The 18599-nt window shown below is 59.2% G+C and carries 15 protein-coding genes and 3 tRNA genes; 1 reads left to right on the forward strand and 17 read right to left on the reverse strand.

The window, feature by feature from the left end:
- Positions 1-2211 carry a DUF1631 domain-containing protein gene (locus tag J3P92_RS21475; protein ID WP_434648981.1) on the reverse strand — a complete coding sequence of 737 codons (2211 nt, stop codon included), beginning with the start codon at positions 2209-2211 and terminating at the stop codon, positions 1-3.
- A 233-nt stretch (positions 2212-2444) separates the two neighbouring features.
- Between J3P92_RS21475 and nadC the strand changes: the two genes are divergently transcribed.
- Positions 2445-3293, forward strand: a complete 849-nt coding sequence (gene nadC / locus J3P92_RS21480; protein WP_420765570.1) for a carboxylating nicotinate-nucleotide diphosphorylase — start codon at positions 2445-2447, stop codon at positions 3291-3293.
- Positions 3294-3331: 38 nt separating this feature from the next.
- On the opposite strand, the gene J3P92_RS21485 is transcribed toward nadC, so the two are convergent.
- The 16 genes from J3P92_RS21485 to ftsH form a co-directional block, all read right to left on the reverse strand.
- Complete coding sequence (locus J3P92_RS21485; RefSeq protein WP_420765571.1) at positions 3332-3637, reverse strand: DUF6388 family protein; 306 nt, start codon at positions 3635-3637, stop codon at positions 3332-3334.
- 135 nt (positions 3638-3772) lie between these two features.
- Positions 3773-3845, reverse strand: a tRNA-Thr gene (locus tag J3P92_RS21490).
- Between the two features lie 127 nt (positions 3846-3972).
- Positions 3973-6078: a polyribonucleotide nucleotidyltransferase gene (pnp, locus tag J3P92_RS21495; protein ID WP_420765572.1), complete on the reverse strand. Its 2106-nt coding sequence runs from the start codon at positions 6076-6078 to the stop codon at positions 3973-3975.
- 194 nt (positions 6079-6272) lie between these two features.
- Positions 6273-6542 carry a 30S ribosomal protein S15 gene (gene rpsO, locus J3P92_RS21500; protein WP_011332409.1) on the reverse strand — a complete coding sequence of 90 codons (270 nt, stop codon included), beginning with the start codon at positions 6540-6542 and terminating at the stop codon, positions 6273-6275.
- A gap of 143 nt (positions 6543-6685) precedes the next feature.
- The gene (gene truB, locus J3P92_RS21505; RefSeq protein ID WP_420765573.1) at positions 6686-7603 is read right to left on the reverse strand and encodes a tRNA pseudouridine(55) synthase TruB; all 918 of its coding nucleotides are present in this window, start codon (positions 7601-7603) and stop codon (positions 6686-6688) included.
- 3 nt (positions 7604-7606) lie between these two features.
- Positions 7607-8008: a 30S ribosome-binding factor RbfA gene (rbfA, locus tag J3P92_RS21510; RefSeq protein ID WP_181287552.1), complete on the reverse strand. Its 402-nt coding sequence runs from the start codon at positions 8006-8008 to the stop codon at positions 7607-7609.
- A 159-nt stretch (positions 8009-8167) separates the two neighbouring features.
- Positions 8168-10687, reverse strand: coding sequence for a translation initiation factor IF-2 (infB, locus tag J3P92_RS21515; RefSeq protein ID WP_434560715.1), 2520 nt, complete (start codon positions 10685-10687; stop codon positions 8168-8170).
- A 27-nt stretch (positions 10688-10714) separates the two neighbouring features.
- Positions 10715-12196: a transcription termination factor NusA gene (gene nusA / locus J3P92_RS21520; RefSeq protein ID WP_420765576.1), complete on the reverse strand. Its 1482-nt coding sequence runs from the start codon at positions 12194-12196 to the stop codon at positions 10715-10717.
- A 59-nt stretch (positions 12197-12255) separates the two neighbouring features.
- Positions 12256-12714, reverse strand: a complete 459-nt coding sequence (rimP, locus tag J3P92_RS21525; RefSeq protein WP_420765577.1) for a ribosome maturation factor RimP — start codon at positions 12712-12714, stop codon at positions 12256-12258.
- 135 nt (positions 12715-12849) lie between these two features.
- Positions 12850-12926, reverse strand: a tRNA-Met gene (locus tag J3P92_RS21530).
- 97 nt (positions 12927-13023) lie between these two features.
- A tRNA-Leu gene (locus J3P92_RS21535) sits at positions 13024-13109 on the reverse strand.
- A gap of 21 nt (positions 13110-13130) precedes the next feature.
- Positions 13131-13514: a preprotein translocase subunit SecG gene (secG, locus tag J3P92_RS21540; RefSeq protein ID WP_420765658.1), complete on the reverse strand. Its 384-nt coding sequence runs from the start codon at positions 13512-13514 to the stop codon at positions 13131-13133.
- A gap of 4 nt (positions 13515-13518) precedes the next feature.
- Positions 13519-14274, reverse strand: a complete 756-nt coding sequence (gene tpiA, locus J3P92_RS21545; protein WP_420765578.1) for a triose-phosphate isomerase — start codon at positions 14272-14274, stop codon at positions 13519-13521.
- 66 nt (positions 14275-14340) lie between these two features.
- Positions 14341-15678, reverse strand: coding sequence for a phosphoglucosamine mutase (gene glmM / locus J3P92_RS21550; protein WP_420765579.1), 1338 nt, complete (start codon positions 15676-15678; stop codon positions 14341-14343).
- 16 nt (positions 15679-15694) lie between these two features.
- Entirely contained in the window at positions 15695-16546 is an 852-nt protein-coding gene (gene folP, locus J3P92_RS21555; RefSeq protein ID WP_420765580.1) for a dihydropteroate synthase, read from the reverse strand.
- 8 nt (positions 16547-16554) lie between these two features.
- A complete protein-coding gene (ftsH, locus tag J3P92_RS21560; protein ID WP_420765581.1) occupies positions 16555-18465 on the reverse strand; it encodes an ATP-dependent zinc metalloprotease FtsH in 1911 nt (636 codons plus the stop codon).
- Positions 18466-18599 lie beyond the last annotated feature (134 nt).

The following is an 18599-nucleotide window of genomic DNA, read 5'->3' on the forward strand; positions in this document are numbered from 1 at the left end:
TCACTTGCCGCGATTGAGCTGGCGCAGGTTGCCCAGCACGGATTCCAGCGCCCTGTCGAACAACAGGGTATCGTCCAGCAACCGCGCCGCCCCACGGCGGAACTCCAAGGCCAGGCTGGTGCGGCTGTGCTCAAGGACCTTGAGGCCGGTACGGTTGACGAAGACATACTTGCCAGTGGCCTGGATGATCGCTGCGAGTTTGCAACGAAGATTGTTGTCTTCGTCTTCCTGGAACTCGACCCAACTTCCCAGGCGCAGTTGATCGACCTGGAGCAGGCCCACGTCATCGGCAGGCAAGCGTACGGTCGGTTCGTCCGTCGCGGTTACCGGCGCAGCCCGCAGGACGATGGGTTCCACCACCTCGACCAGCACCGGCGAATCTGCCGGCTGTGCCTGCTCCGTTGCCTGGCCCAGCCGTTGGAGAGCCTGGACATGCAGCACTTCCAGTTCGCTGAAGAATTCGCTGGTGGCGAACGGATCGAACGCCGAACGGCTCAAGCCGTCGCGCAGGGCCTTGAGCAGCTCCGGCACCATCGCCAGCAAGCGCAGGCCGGCGTCGGGTTCTTCGTGATGCTGGACGCTCCACACCAACTGCTCGAGGGTCAGCACGTCGGCCTGCCATTCAGCTGATTGCTCGCCATGTTTGAAGCCGGTCAGCAACAACACCTGGCTCCACGCCTGCTGGACGAAATCCACCACAGCCTGGGGCAAGACCTTGCCCAGCATGATGTGGTTCAGCGCCCCTTCGACCCGCTGTCGGGCCAGTTCGGCCTTGGCCCGCCCTTCTTCAGCGTCGCGAATGCGTTGCTCCAGCAGTTCGCTGCGACGACGTTCGTCGCTGGTGAACGCCAGGAAGTCCGCCAGCACTTCGGAAAATATCGCCGGGTCGTCAACGAAGTCGTTCAACAAACGCTGCACGACTTGCTCGATGCGCAGGTAAAGACTGTCGCGCTGATGATCATCGCAATCGCCCCAGCCCATCGCAGCGGCAGCAATTTCGTTGAGCAGCCGGCGGGCCGGATGATTGCCTCGGCTGAAGAAACTCTTGTCCTGTACCGCGACCTTGAGCATCGGAATCTGCAGTCGACCGATCAGCGCCTTGAGGGAGTCCGGCAGGTTCTGGTCGTCGAGAATGAACTCGAACATCATCGCGATCAGGTTGATCACGTCTTCGTCGGCGCCGTCGACGACCCGGGACTTGCCACTCTTGACGCTGACACGCGTCAGCAACTGTTCGAGCTGGCTGCGCAGGTCGAACTCGTCCTGCACCGTGAGCGAGGGAACGTACTGCTGCAAATGAGACAACAATCGCAGCAGGTCCCGTTTCGAAATCGGCTGGGCTGGGGCGCTGGCTTCCAAGGTTGGCGCGACGCTGCCGCGTACCTGCACCAGCAATTTCTGCAACGCGGCGAAGACCTCCTGGACGCTGTCGTCGACGTCATCGGCCCTTGGCCTGGCGGCGCCATCGACGTTGGGTTGGGCGACTTCCTCGACACGATCCGATGCCCGTCGCGACGGTGAGATCTTGAGGTCCGGCAACACGCCCGTCGCGGCGAGCAATTGATTGGCCTGCGCATAGAACTGGTCGCATTCGCTGAGCACATAACGCTCGAACAGCTTGAGCAGGATCAGCTTGACCTTGATCCCCACGCCCAGGTTGCGTCCAGCCTGAAGGAAATGCCCGCACAATAAACCTGGGCTTAACGGGTTCAACTGGTTCGTCAATGGCCGGTCCAGCAACACACTGAGCCGCGCCGTGAGTTGGTCGAGCGACACGCCGTCGCGGCTGATCACTCGGGCGACCATGGTTTCCACCGCCAGGCGGCGCTCCAGCTCGTCATGGTTTGGCTGGGCCGGTATGGCGCCCACCACGGGTGCCAGGGTCGCCTGGGTAAGGTCGTACTGGGCGAGACTGACAAAAGCCTCGAAAAACTGTTCAATGAATTCACGCTCGATGCTTTTGCGTTTCAAACGCAAGTCGCGCATGGCTTCGAAGTAGAGGTTCTGCTCGAGATCATTGCGCGCCCGGTCGGCCATTTCGAACAACGTGTCATCGGCGTTATCGAACAAGCCCTGCAGACCCACGCGCAACTGCTGCGCGGCCTTGTCGCGAACCTGGAGCAGAATGACCGGCAGCCGGGCGAGCGGCGAACGATTCGCCTGGTCGGTAGGCACTTTATGCAAAGGCACTACATTCCCGTCGTTTTGCATCCTGGACTCCTGAAACGGCATTCTTCGGCTCGCGACGTCAAACTCATGACGTCAAACGAAAGGCGGATTATCCGGTAAAAAGAGCCCGCCATACCAGAGGACTCTGTGAACAGGCTCAAAGAGATCGCAATAAATGACCGGCATTTCGGGTAAATGTTGCGTGGACGCGACCAAATGCAAGCCAACAGGTGCCAAGCGGATATAATCCGGCCACTTTGTTCGTGGAGCCTGTTATGCCGAATCTACATCTCGCCGACCTGACCGCCGAAATCGAAGCCAATGTGCGCCGCGCGCTGTTGGAAGACATCGGCAGCGGCGACATCACCGCGCAACTGATCCCCGCCGAACGCCTGGCCAAGGCCACCATCATCACCCGTGAAGCAGCGATCATCAGCGGCACGGCCTGGGTGGATGCGGTGTTCCGGCAGTTGGACCCACGTGTCGCGGTGCATTGGCAAGTACATGACGGCGACCGCGTGAGCCCTGACCAAGCCCTGTTCCACCTCGAAGGCCCGGCCCGCTCACTGCTGACGGGCGAACGCAGCGCGCTGAATTTCCTGCAGTTGCTATCGGGCGTTGCCACCCGGGCTCGCTACCTGGCCGACTTCGTCGCCGATACCCAGGTCAAGCTGCTGGACACTCGCAAAACGTTGCCTGGGCTACGTCTGGCCCAGAAGTACGCCGTGACCTGCGGTGGCTGTCACAACCACCGCATCGGCCTGTACGACGCGTTCCTGATCAAGGAAAACCACATTGCCGCTTGCGGCGGGATTGCCCAGGCCATCAGCGCCGCCCAGCAGATCGCACCGGGTAAACCGGTGGAAGTCGAAGTCGAAAGCCTGGCGGAATTGAAAGAAGCGCTGGCGGCAGGTGCCGACATCATCATGCTCGACGAACTGAGCCTGGACGACATGCGCGAAGCGGTACGTCTGAACGGCGGCAAGGCCAAGCTGGAAGCCAGCGGCGGCATCAACGAGAGCACGTTGCGCCCGATTGCCGAGACCGGAGTGGATTACATCTCTATCGGTGCGATGACCAAGGATGTGAAGGCCGTGGATTTGTCGATGCGCTTGAGCCTCTGACAACGAAAAACGCCAGCCTCAAAAGGCTGGCGTTTTCTTCAGACCACCAGATTGTTCATCTCGCAATATTCATCCCATTCCACACCCAACACCTCGGCAGCCTCCTTGTGCAAGGCAAGGCGCTGCGCCTCGAACTCTTCAGGCGTGCTGGTGTATTTGAGCGTCAACTCCCAAGGCTGCAGCCCCTGGGCTTCGGCCTCGTCTTCGAACGCCCATTGGATCTGGTCTTTCTGATCATCGGCGGGTAGGTCCTTGATCTCATCCCGCAGCTGCGGCGTTTCGTTCAAGTACTTTTCCAGGGCTTCTTGGTGTCTGGCTTCTTGACTCAATTCTTTGACGGTCATGGCGTTCTCGCTGATCTGGGAATGGAAGATGGATCTGGATCATCAAGGATCTCTCTGACGCAGGAAGCCGTTGGAAGCCCGGTTTACCTGGCCTTCAGAACCATTCGGGGGATCATCTGAAAACAAGTGTGACTTTGCCCGAGACAGGAATCGAACCTGCGACCTTCGCGTTACGAGTGCGCTGCTCTACCGACTGAGCTACACGGGCGTGGGGCTAAACCTAGCATTGAGCCAGAGGGCAGGCAACCCGCGGCAAAAATGATTTTTGCGCGCACAGCAAAACGCCCCGAACCAGTCGGGGCGTTTGCTTGTTCAGCGGCTAAGCGAGGGAGTGTTTAAACGCCCGATGCCTTGGCTGCCGCGACGTCCTTGATGGACAGCTTGATACGGCCGCGGTTGTCCACGTCCAGTACCAGCACTTCCACTTCCTGGCCTTCTTTCAGGATGTCGGTCACTTTCTCGACACGAGCATCGCTCAGCATGGAGATGTGAACCAGGCCGTCCTTGCCCGGCAGGATGTTGACGAATGCGCCGAAGTCGACGATGCGCTCAACCTTGCCGACGTAGATCTTGCCGATCTCGGCTTCGGCGGTGATGCCCAGGACGCGCTGGCGTGCTGCTTCTGCCGCTTCCTTGGTTTCGCCGAAGATCTTAATCGAACCGTCGTCTTCGATGTCGATCGAGGCCTTGGTTTCTTCACAGATCGCACGGATGGTCGCGCCGCCTTTACCGATGACATCACGGATTTTGTCGGTGTCGATTTTCATCGCGATCATGGTCGGAGCGTTTTCCGACAGCTCGGTGCGGGACTGACCGATGATCTGGTTCATCTGGCCGAGGATGTTCAGGCGCGCTTCCAGGGCTTGGCCCAGGGCGATTTCCATGATCTCTTCGGTGATGCCTTTGATCTTGATGTCCATCTGCAGTGCGGTGACGCCTTTGGCGGTACCGGCCACTTTGAAGTCCATGTCGCCCAGGTGGTCTTCGTCACCCAGGATGTCGGTCAGGACAGCGAACTTCTCGCCTTCTTTAACCAGACCCATGGCGATGCCGGCAACCGGAGCCTTCATCGGCACACCAGCGTCCATCAGGGCCAGGGAAGCGCCGCAGACCGAAGCCATCGAGCTCGAGCCGTTGGATTCGGTGATTTCCGATACCACGCGGATGGTGTACGGGAACACGTCAGCGGCTGGCAGCATGGCCTGGACCGAACGACGGGCCAGACGGCCGTGGCCGATTTCGCGACGACCGGCGCCACCCATGCGACCACACTCGCCCACCGAGAACGGAGGGAAGTTGTAGTGCAGCATGAACGGGTCTTTCTTTTCGCCTTCCAGGGTGTCCAGCAGTTGCGCGTCACGGGCGGTGCCCAGTGTTGCAACGACCAGTGCCTGGGTCTCGCCACGGGTGAACAGTGCCGAACCGTGGGTCTTCGGCAGAACGCCGACTTCGATGTTCAGCGGACGTACGGTGCGGGTGTCGCGACCATCGATACGCGGCTTGCCGTTGACGATGTTTTCGCGAACGGTGCGGTATTCGATTTCACCGAACGCAGCCTTCACGTCGCTGGCCGATGGCTGGCCTTCTTCGCCGGAGAACTTGGCGACGACCTGGTCACGCAGCTCGCCCAGACGCGCATAACGGTCGGCCTTGATGGTGATGGTGTAGGCCTGGGAAATCGCGTCGCCGAACTCGGCACGGATCGCGCCCAGCAGCTCGGTGGCTTCTGGCTGTGGCGCCCAGGTCCAGGTTGGCTTGGCGGCTTCGGCGGCCAGTTCCTTGACGGCGTTGATCACCACTTGGAACTCGTCGTGGGCGAACAGCACGGCGCCCAGCATCTGGTCTTCGGTCAGTTCTTTGGCTTCGGATTCAACCATCAGCACGGCTTCGGAAGTACCGGCCACGACCATGTCCAGGCTCGATGCCTTCAACTGCTCGTAGGTCGGGTTCAGCAGGTAGCCGGTGCTTTCGTGGAAGGCGACGCGGGCAGCGCCGATCGGGCCATCGAAAGGAATGCCGGAGATGGCCAGGGCAGCCGAGGTACCGATCATCGCAGCGATGTCCGGATCGGTCTTCTTGCTGGTGGACACGACGGTGCAGACGACCTGCACTTCGTTCATGAAGCCTTCTGGGAAAAGCGGACGGATCGGACGGTCGATCAGTCGGGAAGTCAGGGTTTCTTTCTCGGAAGGACGGCCTTCGCGCTTGAAGAAACCGCCAGGGATCTTACCGGCTGCGTAAGTCTTTTCCTGGTAGTGGACAGACAGAGGGAAGAAGCCCTTGCCTGGATCGGCTTGCTTGGCGCCGACAACGGTCACCAATACGCTGACGTCGTCGTCAACGGTGACCAGCACTGCGCCGGAGGCCTGACGGGCGATACGGCCGGTCTCGAGGGTAACGGTCGACTGACCGAACTGGAATTTTTTGATTACCGGGTTCACGGTGTCCTACCTTCTTTGTGGCTCTTGGGGGAACTTGTCTTCTTGCGAAATTCTTGGGCAATGACGGGAATCGGCCCGGCAACTGTCCAGGGTAAAACGTGCATCCAGATAAAACTTGAGGCTGGGAGCCTGCCATGCGCCAACGGGAAACCCCTGACGTACGACAGACCACCAACCTCTAGCGCAATCGCTTATTAGCGACGCAGACCCAGGCGAGCGATCAGAGCGCTGTAACGGCTCACGTCCTTGCCTTTCAGGTAGTCCAGCAGTTTACGGCGCTGGTTTACCATGCGGATCAGACCACGACGGGAGTGGTGATCTTTACCGTTGGCCTTGAAGTGACCTTGCAGTTTGTTGATGTTGGCGGTCAGCAGTGCAACTTGCACTTCTGGCGAACCAGTGTCACCAACAGCTTGCTGGTAGTCAGCTACGATTTGAGCTTTTTCTTGAACGTCGAGAGCCATGAGGCAATCCTTTTAGTCAGGAAACTGTTTCAATGAAACAGCTTCAACAGGCCAGGGACAAATCCCTGTATCTATAAATGAGTAGTGACCGTGCCTGTTAACAGCCACACTCGCCAGCCTGTTGTTACGCAGGCTGGTTCCGGTCATTCCGACCGAATCAATCGACGTGGCGCAATGCGCCCGTCTTCGCTCACTTCACCGATACCGATGAAGCGACCATTGTGATCCTGTACCCGAACCATGCCGAACTTCGGCGCATCCGGGGCACGTACCGGCTGGCCGTTGAGCCAGTAGAACGCACTGTGTTCAGAGAACTGCAGCAGCGGCCAGTCGAGCAAACCGCTGTCCGACGGCATCAGGAAGCGGTCGACCGCTTCATTCCCGCCTTCGGCATGCACGGCTTCGAGCTCTTCCAACGTGACCGTCTGGGCTAACGTGAAAGGCCCGGCCTGGGTCCGCCGCAATTCTGCCACGTACGCGCCACAGCCGAGTTGCTCGCCGATATCCTCCACCAGGGTACGGATATAGGTGCCTTTGCTGCAATCCACGGCTAGCCGTGCAGTATTACCGTCAAAGGCCAGCAATTCCAAGCGCGCAATAGTAACAGAACGCGGTTCACGCTCCACTACTTCACCTGCACGGGCCAGTTTGTACAACGGCTGTCCATCGCGCTTGAGGGCGGAGTACATCGGCGGTATCTGACTGATTTGCCCGCGAAACTTCGGCAAGACCGCCTCGATATCCGTCTGACCAACGGTCACCGGGCGTTCCAGCAAAACCTCACCTTCGGCGTCCGCCGTGGTGGTGGTCTTGCCTAACTGCGCCAGGGTTTCATAACCCTTATCGGAATCGAGCAGGTACTGGGAGAACTTGGTCGCCTCGCCGAAACACAGGGGCAGCACGCCAGTAGCCAGCGGATCGAGACTACCGGTGTGGCCAGCCTTCTCGGCGTTGAGCAACCAGCGAACCTTCTGCAGGGCTGCGTTGGAGGTGAATCCCAACGGTTTGTCGAGCAGGATGATACCGCTGACGTTACGACGGATACGTTTGACCTGAGCCACCGGTTACTCCTTGGTGTCTTCGGGTTCAGCCGCAGCCGGGTGCTGGCTGTCTTCAGCCACGGCGCGCTCGATCAGCGCTGACAGATGCGCGCCTCGCACGACGCTTTCGTCGTAGTGGAAGTGCAACTGCGGAACGCTGCGCAGCTTCATCTCCCGGGCCAACTGCATGCGCAGGAAGCCGGCGGCCGAGTTGAGCACCTTGATGCTCTGGGCGATTTCTTCGGCGCTGTCCTGGCCCATCACGGTGATGAAAATCTTGGCATGACCGACGTCACGGCTGACTTCCACTGCGGTAATGGTGACCAGGCCAACGCGCGGGTCCTTGACTTCGCGACGGATCAGTTGGGCCAGCTCGCGCTGCATCTGATCGCCGATTCGTTGGGTACGGCTGTATTCTTTTGCCATGTCTTGTTACCTGTTACTGCCCCACGGTGAAACCCGCGAGGTCTGAAAGCGGCAAACGCCCGGCCTGGCAAAAGCCAGACCGGGCGTTGCGTTTAGAGTCCGCCTGCACGGCAGCGCATGTTCATGCGGCTGCCCGATGCGGCTCTTGAAGTGCGCGAGTCAGAGGCTGCGAGCAACCTGGACCTTCTCGAAGACTTCGATCTTGTCGCCAACCTTGACGTCGTTGTAGCTCTTGACGCCAATACCGCACTCCATGCCGGCACGCACTTCGGAAGCGTCATCCTTGAAGCGGCGCAGGGATTCCAGCTCGCCTTCGAAGATAACGATGTCTTCACGCAATACACGGATAGGACGGTTACGGTGAACGACACCTTCGATCACCATGCAACCGGCGATCGCACCGAACTTCGGCGAACGGAACACATCGCGAACTTCGGCCACGCCCAGGATGTTCTCCCGCACGTCGCTGCCCAACATACCGGTCAACGCTTTCTTGACGTCTTCGATGATGTCGTAGATCACGTTGTAGTAACGCATGTCCAGGCCTTCCTGCTCGACGATCTTGCGAGCACCGGCATCGGCACGCACGTTGAAGCCAAACAGTACAGCGTTGGAGGCGAGTGCCAGGTTGGCGTCGGATTCGGTGATACCACCGACACCGCCACCGACCACGCGCACTTGCACTTCGTCGTTACCCAGGCCGTTCAGAGCGCCCTGCAAAGCTTCCAGCGAGCCACGGACGTCGGATTTGAGGACGATGTTGAGCGTCTTCTTCTCTTCCTGGCCCATGTTCTCGAAGATGTTCTCCAGCTTGCCGGCGTGAGCACGGGCCAGCTTGACTTCGCGGAACTTGCCTTGACGGAACAGCGCGACTTCACGGGCTTTCTTCTCGTCAGCCACAACGCTCATTTCGTCGCCAGCGTCCGGAGTACCGTCCAGGCCGAGGATCTCGACCGGGATAGCCGGACCGGCTTCCTTGATTGGCTTGCCGTTCTCGTCGAGCATGGCGCGCACGCGGCCATAGTTCGAACCGACCAGCACCATGTCGCCTTGGCGCAGGGTACCGTCCTGGACGAGTACGGTCGCCACCGGGCCGCGGCCCTTGTCGAGGCGCGATTCAACCACCACGCCACGGCCTGGAGCCGAAGGCGTAGCGGTCAATTCCAGAACCTCGGCCTGCAACAGGACGGCTTCGAGCAGTTCGTCGACGCCAGTACCCATCTTCGCGGAAACCGGGACGAATGGAGTGTCGCCACCCCACTCTTCAGAGGTCACGCCGTGAACCGACAGTTCGCTGCGGATGCGATCGAGATCAGCGCCCGGCTTGTCGATCTTGTTCACTGCAACCACCAGCGGCACGCCAGCTGCCTGGGCATGCTGAACAGCTTCGATGGTTTGCGGCATGACGCCGTCGTCCGCCGCGACCACCAGGATAACGATGTCGGTGGCCTTGGCACCACGGGCACGCATCGCGGTAAACGCGGCGTGACCCGGGGTGTCGAGGAACGTCACCATGCCGCGGTCGGTTTCAACGTGGTAGGCGCCGATGTGCTGGGTAATACCGCCAGCCTCGCCCGCCGCAACCTTGGCGCGACGAATGTAGTCGAGCAGCGACGTCTTACCATGGTCAACGTGACCCATGACGGTCACGACCGGCGCACGGGCGACCGCTTCACCTTCGAACTTCAGCGACTCGGCCAGGGAATCTTCCAGGGCGGTGTCGCTGACCAGGGTCACTTTGTGGCCCAGTTCTTCGGCGACCAGCTGGGCAGTTTCCTGATCCAGTACCTGGTTGATGGTGGCCGGGGTACCCAGCTTGAACATGAACTTGATGATTTCAGCAGCCTTGACCGACATCTGCTGGGCCAGGTCGCCCACAGTGATGGTCTCGCCGATCTTCACTTCGCGCACGACAGGGCCGGTAGGGCTCTGGAAACCGTGGGCGTTGCGTTTCTTCAGCTTGGCCTTGCCGCGACCGCCGCGACGGAAGCCATCGCTTTCTTCGTCGGTAGTACGAGGCGCAACGCGTGGAGCCGGCGCCTTTTCCTTGACCGAAGCACGATGAGGAGCATTCTTGCGCTCGCCATCGTTACCGCCACGACGGTTGTCGTCGGCACGTGGCTTGTCGGGACGACGCTGCTCATCGCGCTTGCGAGTGTCGGCCGGAGCCGGCGCTGGTGCCGCGACCGGTGCGGCTTCACGCACAGGCTCGGCTACCGGGGCCGCAGCCTCGACAGCTTCGACTGGAGCGGGTTGCGCAGCAGCAGGCTGGCGACGCGCTTCTTCTTCAGCGCGACGCTTGGCTTCTTCTTCAGCCTTCTGGCGAGCAGCATTTTCCACTGCACGACGTTCTTCCAGTTCGCGTTTGCGCTCGGCTTCGATTTCTTCCGGGCTGCGCTGTACGAAGACTTTCTTCTTGCGTACTTCAACGCTGATGCTTTTGCTACCGGCAACACGCAGGGTGCTGGTGGTTTTACGCTGCAGTGTGATCTTGCGCGGTTCTTCCACTTTCGCCTTGTGACTGCTCTTCAAGTGAGTCAGCAGGGACTGCTTCTCACTGTCGGTCACATGTTCCTCGGCGGCGGTGTGCGGCAGACCTGCCTCACGCATCTGCTGCAACAGGCGCTCTACCGGTGTTTTGACCTCATCGGCCAGTTGTTTCACCGTGACTTGCGTCATGCACTTCTCTCCTCAGGCCGCGCCTAATTACTCGAACCAGTGGGCTCGGGCGGCCATGATCAACTTGCCGGCACGATCATCGTCAATGCCGTCGATGTCGAGCAGGTCGTCAATAGACTGCTCGGCCAGGTCTTCGCGGGTAATTACGCCGCGCACCGCCAGTTCCATCGCCAAATCCTTGTCCATGCCCTCAAGCGAGAGCAGGTCTTCGGCCGGATGGGCGTCTGCCAGCTTTTCCTCAGTAGCGATGGCTTTGGTCAACAAACGATCCTTGGCCCGAGCGCGAAGCTCGTTGACGATTTCCTCGTCAAAGCCGTCGATGTTGAGCATTTCTTCCACCGGTACGTAGGCAATCTCTTCCAGGCTGGTAAAGCCCTCATCCACCAGCACCTGCGCCAGCTCTTCATCGACTTCAAGCTCTTCGATGAAGTTGCGCAGGATGTCGCCGGTTTCAGCTTGCTGCTTAGCCTGGATGTCCGATTCGGTCATCACGTTCAGGGTCCAGCCAGTCAATTGGCTGGCCAGACGCACGTTCTGACCACCGCGACCGATGGCCTGAGCGAGATTGTCTGCGCCAACGGCGATGTCCATGGCGTGGGCATCTTCGTCGACGATAATTGCCGCCACTTCAGCAGGCGACATGGCATTGATCACGAACTGAGCCGGGTTGTCGTCCCAGAGGACGATGTCCACACGCTCGCCGCCCAACTCGCCGGATACGGCCTGGACACGCGAACCACGCATGCCGATGCAGGCACCTTGCGGGTCGATGCGCTTGTCCTTGGAGCGGACCGCGATCTTGGCGCGCGAACCCGGATCACGGGACGCGGCCATGACTTCGATCAGACCTTCAGCAATTTCCGGCACTTCGATGCGGAACAGCTCGATCAGCATTTCCGGCGCGGTACGCGACAGGATCAGCTGCGGGCCCCGGTTCTCGGTGCGGATTTCCTTGAGCAGCGCGCGCAAACGCACGCCGACCCGGAAGGTTTCGCGAGAAATGATGTCTTCACGGGCCAGCAACGCTTCGGCGTTGTTGCCCAGGTCGACGATCACGTTGTCGCGTGTCACTTTTTTCACGGTGCCGGAGATGATTTCTCCCAGGCGCTCGCGATAAGCGTCAACAACTTGTGCGCGCTCGGCTTCGCGAACTTTCTGCACAATGACCTGCTTGGCAGTCTGTGCAGCGATGCGACCGAACTCGATGGATTCGATTTTTTCTTCGACGACATCGCCGACCTTGGCGCCCGGGTGCGTTTCCGCGACCTTGCTCGGCCAGGTTTCGATAGCCGGATCGTCCAGGTCCTCTTCCTCGACTACCGTCCAGCGACGGAAAGTCTCGTAGGCACCGGTGTGGCGATTGATTTCCACACGCAGATCAACTTCGTCTTCGAACCGCTTCTTGGTAGCAGTGGCCAGGGCCAGCTCCAGCGCTTCAAAAATAACGTTAGCCGGTACGCCCTTTTCATTGGATACCGACTCAACAACCAGCAGTACTTCTTTGCTCATCGTACGCCTCGCCTTTCGCAAGCCATTGGATCCGCGGGATCCGCAGTATCTGGCACGTATCAGTCAAAACTGGGAATAATGTTGGCCTTGTCGATCATATCGATCGGCAACAGGAATTCGTGTTCATCTACTTGAACCACGACGTCCTGCTCTTCTACACCGCGTAGAAGGCCTTGGAAGTTGCGTCGACCTTCGAAAGGCGAGCGCAGCCTGATTTTCACTTGTTCACCGGCAAACAAAGCGAACTGCTCAAGGGTGAACAGAGGGCGCTCCATGCCAGGCGAGGAAACTTCAAGGGTGTATTCGGATGTGATTGGATCTTCAACATCCAGCACACCGCTGATCTGACGGCTGACAATGGCGCAATCGTCCACCAGCACACCGCCTTCTTTATCAATATAAACGCGCAACATTGAGTGGCGACCTTGAGCCGAAAACTCAATACCCCAGCATTCATAGCCTAGGGCCACGACCACCGGGGCCAACAAGGCCTGCAACTCTTCTAGCTTGCTCGACACCTGAACCCCCTCGTGCATGTAGTGCATGCTGTGCAAAATAAAAATGGGCGAAACGCCCATCCTTGAAACGCCGTTGAACAGCGGCGTTGTAAAGTGTCCAGCTAACAAAAAGCCCCTTGGAAGGGGCCCTGAAACTGGTTGCGGGAGCCGGATTTGAACCGACGACCTTCGGGTTATGAGCCCGACGAGCTACCAGGCTGCTCCATCCCGCGACAAAGCTGGGGCGGAAGTATACGACCGATCCCTTATAGGGTCAATGTAACCCTTCCACCTACAAGAAAGCCCGCAATAGCGGGCTCTCCTGATAATTGGTACCGAGAAGGGGACTCGAACCCCTACACCCTATGGGCACAACCACCTCAAGGTTGCGTGTCTACCAATTCCACCACCTCGGCAATACAGCGTTTGAAACTTTCCTACTTCTGCTCTTGAGCTGGAGGCACGTCAGTCGCCGAGTTGGCCGACTTTTGCTCTTGAAGCACCGGGACATCATCAGAAACCGGTTGTTGCTTTGGCGCTTCCAACACCGCTGGGTTTGGCAAACCTACCTGAGTCAGCTCATGAGCCTTCTCTTTAGCAAAGTAACCTAACCCTAAGCTGGTTATGAAGAAACCGGCGGCGAGTATAGCAGTAAACTTACTAAGAAAGGTAGAGGAACCTTGGCTTCCGAATACAGTATTTGAAGCACCTGCACCAAAAGACGCACCAGCATCCGCACCTTTACCCTGCTGCAGCAATACGAGAGCGACAACACCCAGCGCGCCCAGCAGATGAAAAACGACTACGACTGTTTCCAGCATTTTTTCAGTTTCCCGCGGCGCGACAGATCGCACCGAACTCATCTGCATTCAGGGACGCTCCACCAATGAGCCCCCCATCGATATCCGGCATGCCGAACAGTTCGACCGCATTGGCCGCCTTCACGCTGCCGCCGTATAGAAGCCGCACACCTCGTGCCACTTCAGAATTTTCTGCCGCCAGCTGCGCTCGGATGGCGGCGTGCACATCCTGCGCCTGCTGCGGCGAAGCCGTCAGTCCGGTACCAATGGCCCAGACAGGCTCGTAAGCGATGACCGCCTTGGCAAAGGCTCCGACACCCAGGTCCTCGATAATGCTACCCAGTTGGCGCCCTACCACTTCAAGCGTCTGCCCGGATTCACGCTGTTCCAGGGTCTCCCCTACGCACAGCACCGGAACAAGGCCACAGGCCTGGGCCGCAGCAAACTTGCGGATCAGGGCTTTATCCTGCTCGCCCATGATCATGCGGCGCTCGGAGTGCCCTACCAGAACCAGCGAACAACCTGCATCAACGAGCTGGCTCGGTGCAATCTCACCGGTCAACGCGCCTTGCATGGATTCCACCGCAGAGTTCTGCGCACCGATCGAAATCGACTTGCCTTTCAAGCCATCAACCACTTGGTTGATATACAGGCAAGGCGGGAATACCGCGACATCAACACCGCTTGGCAAGGCCAGACTACGAAGGCCTTTGATCAGCTCAGCGACGCTGGCGCGGGTACCGTGCATCTTCCAGTTACCAGCTACCATAGGGCGACGCATGCTGTACCTCGTCGATCAAAGTGGGCGCAGATGTTACCCAACCGTTTCATGACTGGCAAGCCGAATTCAGGCAGAAACTTCAGTAACGAGTTTTGCCAACTCTTCGGCATAACCACGGACCTGTGCTTCATCCTCGCCTTCGACCATTACACGCACCAAAGGCTCTGTCCCTGACTTGCGCAACAATACCCTTCCGCGCCCAGCCATCGCCTGGGTCACTCGCTCGCTGGCTTGCTTGACCATCGTGTGTTCGAGTGGATTCACACCGCCACCGAAACGTACGTTGATCAATACCTGCGGACACTTGCGCAACGCCTGGCGCGACTGGGCGAGCCCTTCGTTGCGCGCCTTGAGCGCCATCAGCACCTGCAACGCGGCAATGATCGCATCACCGGTGGTGGTATGGTCGAAGCAAACGATGTGCCCCGAGTTCTCACCACCAATCACCCAACTGCGCTCCAGCAGCTCGGAAATCACGTAGCGGTCGCCCACATTGGCGCGCACGAAGGGGATATCCAGGTCAGCCAGGGCCAGCTCAAGTCCGAGGTTGCTCATCAATGTCCCGACAACACCACCTTGCAGCTTGCCCCGACCGTGCAAATCACGAGCAATAATGAACAGCAGCTCATCACCGTCGACAACCGTACCGGTGTGATCGACCATCAGCACTCGGTCGCCATCACCGTCAAAGGCGATACCGAGATCCGCATGCTCAGCCAGTACAGCCGCCTGCAATGCCTCGGTGTGGGTCGAACCGCAGTTATGGTTGATGTTCAGCCCGTTAGGCTGGGCAGAAAGCACCACCACCTCGGCGCCCAGCTCTCGAAAAACGCTCGGTGCAACTTTGTAGGTTGCTCCATGGGCACAATCGACAACGATCTTCAGCCCCGAAAAACTGGTACCGGTTGGAACACTGCCTTTGCAGAATTCGATGTAGCGACCCGATGCGTCGTTGATCCGGGATACCTTGCCGATCTTGCTCGACTCGACGACCGTCATGGGCGCGTCCAGCAACTCTTCAATCATCAGTTCGATTTCGTCCGGCAGCTTGGTGCCCTTGCCGGAGAAGAACTTGATGCCGTTGTCGTCATGAGGGTTATGCGACGCACTGATCACAATGCCAGCCTGCGCCTGGAATGTACGCGTCAGGTAGGCAATGGCAGGTGTGGGCATCGGTCCGAGCAGCATGACATCGGCACCTGCGGAGGTCAGGCCGGCCTCAAGGGCCGATTCGAACATGTAGCCGGATATGCGCGTGTCCTTTCCGACCAGGACCTTGCAGGCCCCCATCTTTCGGAACGCCATGCCGGCAGCCCAGCCAAGCTTGAGCATGAAATCGGGGGTAATGGGGTATTCGCCGACCCGACCACGGATACCGTCGGTGCCAAAGTATTTTTTGCTCATAAGTGCTCCATCATTCTTATTCGGCTGAATCCACCGCGGCGATCATCCGCACGACATCCATTGTTTCGATCACATCATGCACCCGTAATATACGCGCGCCTTTCGTAATGGCCAGGGCCGCCAGGGCGAGACCTCCATAGAGGCGCTCTCCTACCGGACGCCCCAGGGCGTTGCCTATCATGCTCTTTCGCGAAACCCCAACCAACAAGGGTCGCCCAAGGGCATGCAAGGCTTCCATATGTTTGAACAGGCTTAGATTGTGGGCCACTGTCTTCGCAAAACCGAATCCAGGGTCAAGGATAATGCGCTCGGCGGGAATGCCCACGGCAGCGCACTGGTTCATGCGCTCCGCCAGGAACTCGCCCACCTCCTTGGTCACGTCGTCATAATGCGGGTCGTCCTGCATGGTTCCAGGCTCGCCCAGCATATGCATCAGGCAAACCGGCAGGCCCGTAGCGGCGGCCGCATCCAGAGCGCCATCTCGACGCAAGGAGCGAACATCATTGATAAGCCCCGCCCCCAAGCGCGCCGCCTCCCGCATGACTGCCGGCGTGGACGTATCGACTGAGATGACGACATCGAGCTCGCGATGGATGCGCTCGACAATCGGCGCCACTCGCTCCAGCTCTTCCGTAGGCGAAACCGCCCGCGCACCGGGACGAGTGGACTCTCCGCCAACATCGATCAACGTCGCGCCAGCGCAGACCATGGCCTGCGCATGTCGCAACGCAGCGTCGAGCTGACTGAAGCGCCCACCATCGGAAAAGGAATCTGGAGTGACATTGAGGATGCCCATGACATGCACATGGGCCAAATCAAGAACCCGGTTGCCGCAAGGCAACCGGGTCGAGGACTGAACAGAAGTCATTTCAAGCCTTAAACGTCGGCAGCCGGGCCGCCGATGGGTGTTTCCGGGCGCTCGCCCTGCACCGCCGGAGGCGTACCTGAGGCACCCGTGCCACCGGACCAATCCCGAGGCTCACGTGGCGTGCGGCCTGCCATGATGTCGTCGATCTGCTCGGCATCGATGGTTTCATATTTCATCAAGGCATCAGCCATCGCATCCAGCTTGTCGCGATTGTCCGTGAGGATCTGCTTCGCCGTGCCGTAGCAGTGGTCGATGATGCTGCGAACTTCAGTGTCAATCAGCTTGGCAGTCTCACCGGAGAAGCTAGCATGTTGACCACCGCCACCGCGGCCAAGGAACACTTCGCCTTCTTCCTCGGCATACATCAGCGGCCCGAGCTTCTCGGACAAGCCCCACTTGGTCACCATGTTTCGCGCAATCTGGCTGGCACGCATGATGTCGTTTGACGCACCAGTCGTCACGCCATCGAAACCCAACGTCATCTCTTCAGCGATACGACCGCCGTACAGCGAACAGATCTGGCTGATCAAGGCACGCTTGGAGAGACTGTAGCGGTCTTCTTCCGGTAGGAACATCGTCACACCCAGCGCGCGACCGCGCGGGATGATCGAAACCTTGTAAACCGGATCATGCTCAGGCACCACTCGACCGACGATAGCGTGACCCGCCTCGTGGTAAGCCGTGTTCTGCTTTTCCTTTTCCGACATGACCATCGATTTGCGCTCGGCGCCCATCATGATCTTGTCCTTGGCCAATTCGAACTCTTTCATTTCAACGACGCGCTTGCCGGAACGGGCCGCGAACAACGACGCTTCGTTTACCAGGTTCGCCAGATCCGCACCGGAGAAACCCGGCGTACCGCGGGCGATGACCGCTGGAGCGACATCGTCACCCATTGGCACCTTGCGCATGTGGACCTTCAGGATCTGCTCGCGACCGCGGATGTCTGGCAGCCCCACCACGACTTGGCGGTCGAAACGACCTGGACGCAACAGCGCGGGGTCAAGCACGTCAGGACGGTTGGTGGCGGCAATCACGATGATGCCGTCGTTCATTTCAAAACCGTCCATCTCCACCAGCAACTGGTTCAGGGTTTGCTCACGTTCGTCGTGACCACCACCCATACCAGCACCACGGTGACGACCGACCGCGTCGATTTCGTCGATGAAGATGATGCACGGCGCGTGTTTCTTGGCTTGCTCGAACATGTCACGAACACGGCTGGCGCCCACGCCGACGAACATTTCGACAAAGTCGGAGCCGGAAATCGTGAAGAACGGCACTTTCGCTTCGCCGGCAATCGCCTTGGCCAACAGCGTTTTACCTGTACCCGGCGGGCCAACCATCAGCACACCACGTGGGATGCGGCCACCCAGGCGTTGGAACTTGCCCGGATCGCGCAGGAACTCGACCAGCTCACCCACTTCTTCCTTCGCCTCATCGCAACCCGCGACGTCGGCAAGGGTGGTCTTGACCTGATCTTCGGACAACAGCCGAGCCTTGCTCTTGCCGAAGCTCATCGGCCCGCCCTTGCCTCCGGCTCCACCCTGCATCTGGCGCATGAAGAACATGAACACCGCAATGATCACAAGGATAGGGAAGCTGGCGACCAGAAGCTGGGTCCAGATGCTTTGCTGCTCGGGCTGCTTGCCTTCGATCACGACATGATTGTCCACCAGGTCGCCGATCAGGCCGTTGTCCTGGATAGCCGGACGAATGGTCTTGAAAGTGTCGCCATCGGCGCGCTTGCCGGTAATCACATAGCCATCAACGGCTACGCGCTCGACCTTGCCTTCCTTGACCTGCTGGAGGAAGTCGGAATAGTTGAGGGTCTGCGGCTCGTTAGGGCTGGAGAAGTTGTTCATCACGGTCACAAGGACAGCAGCGATGATCAACCACAGGATCAGATTCTTTGCCATATCGTTCAATTAACTACCCTCTGAAGCAAGCTCCGCTACTGGCGCGCGCTTCGCATGATATTCACCGGCCTAACTTACTACATTACCTGCGACTTGGCAGGCGCCGTCTGTAACCCTTTGTGAAACTTTGACTC

The organism is Pseudomonas sp. D3-27 (assembly GCF_051132165.1).
GTDB lineage: Bacteria > Pseudomonadota > Gammaproteobacteria > Pseudomonadales > Pseudomonadaceae > Aquipseudomonas.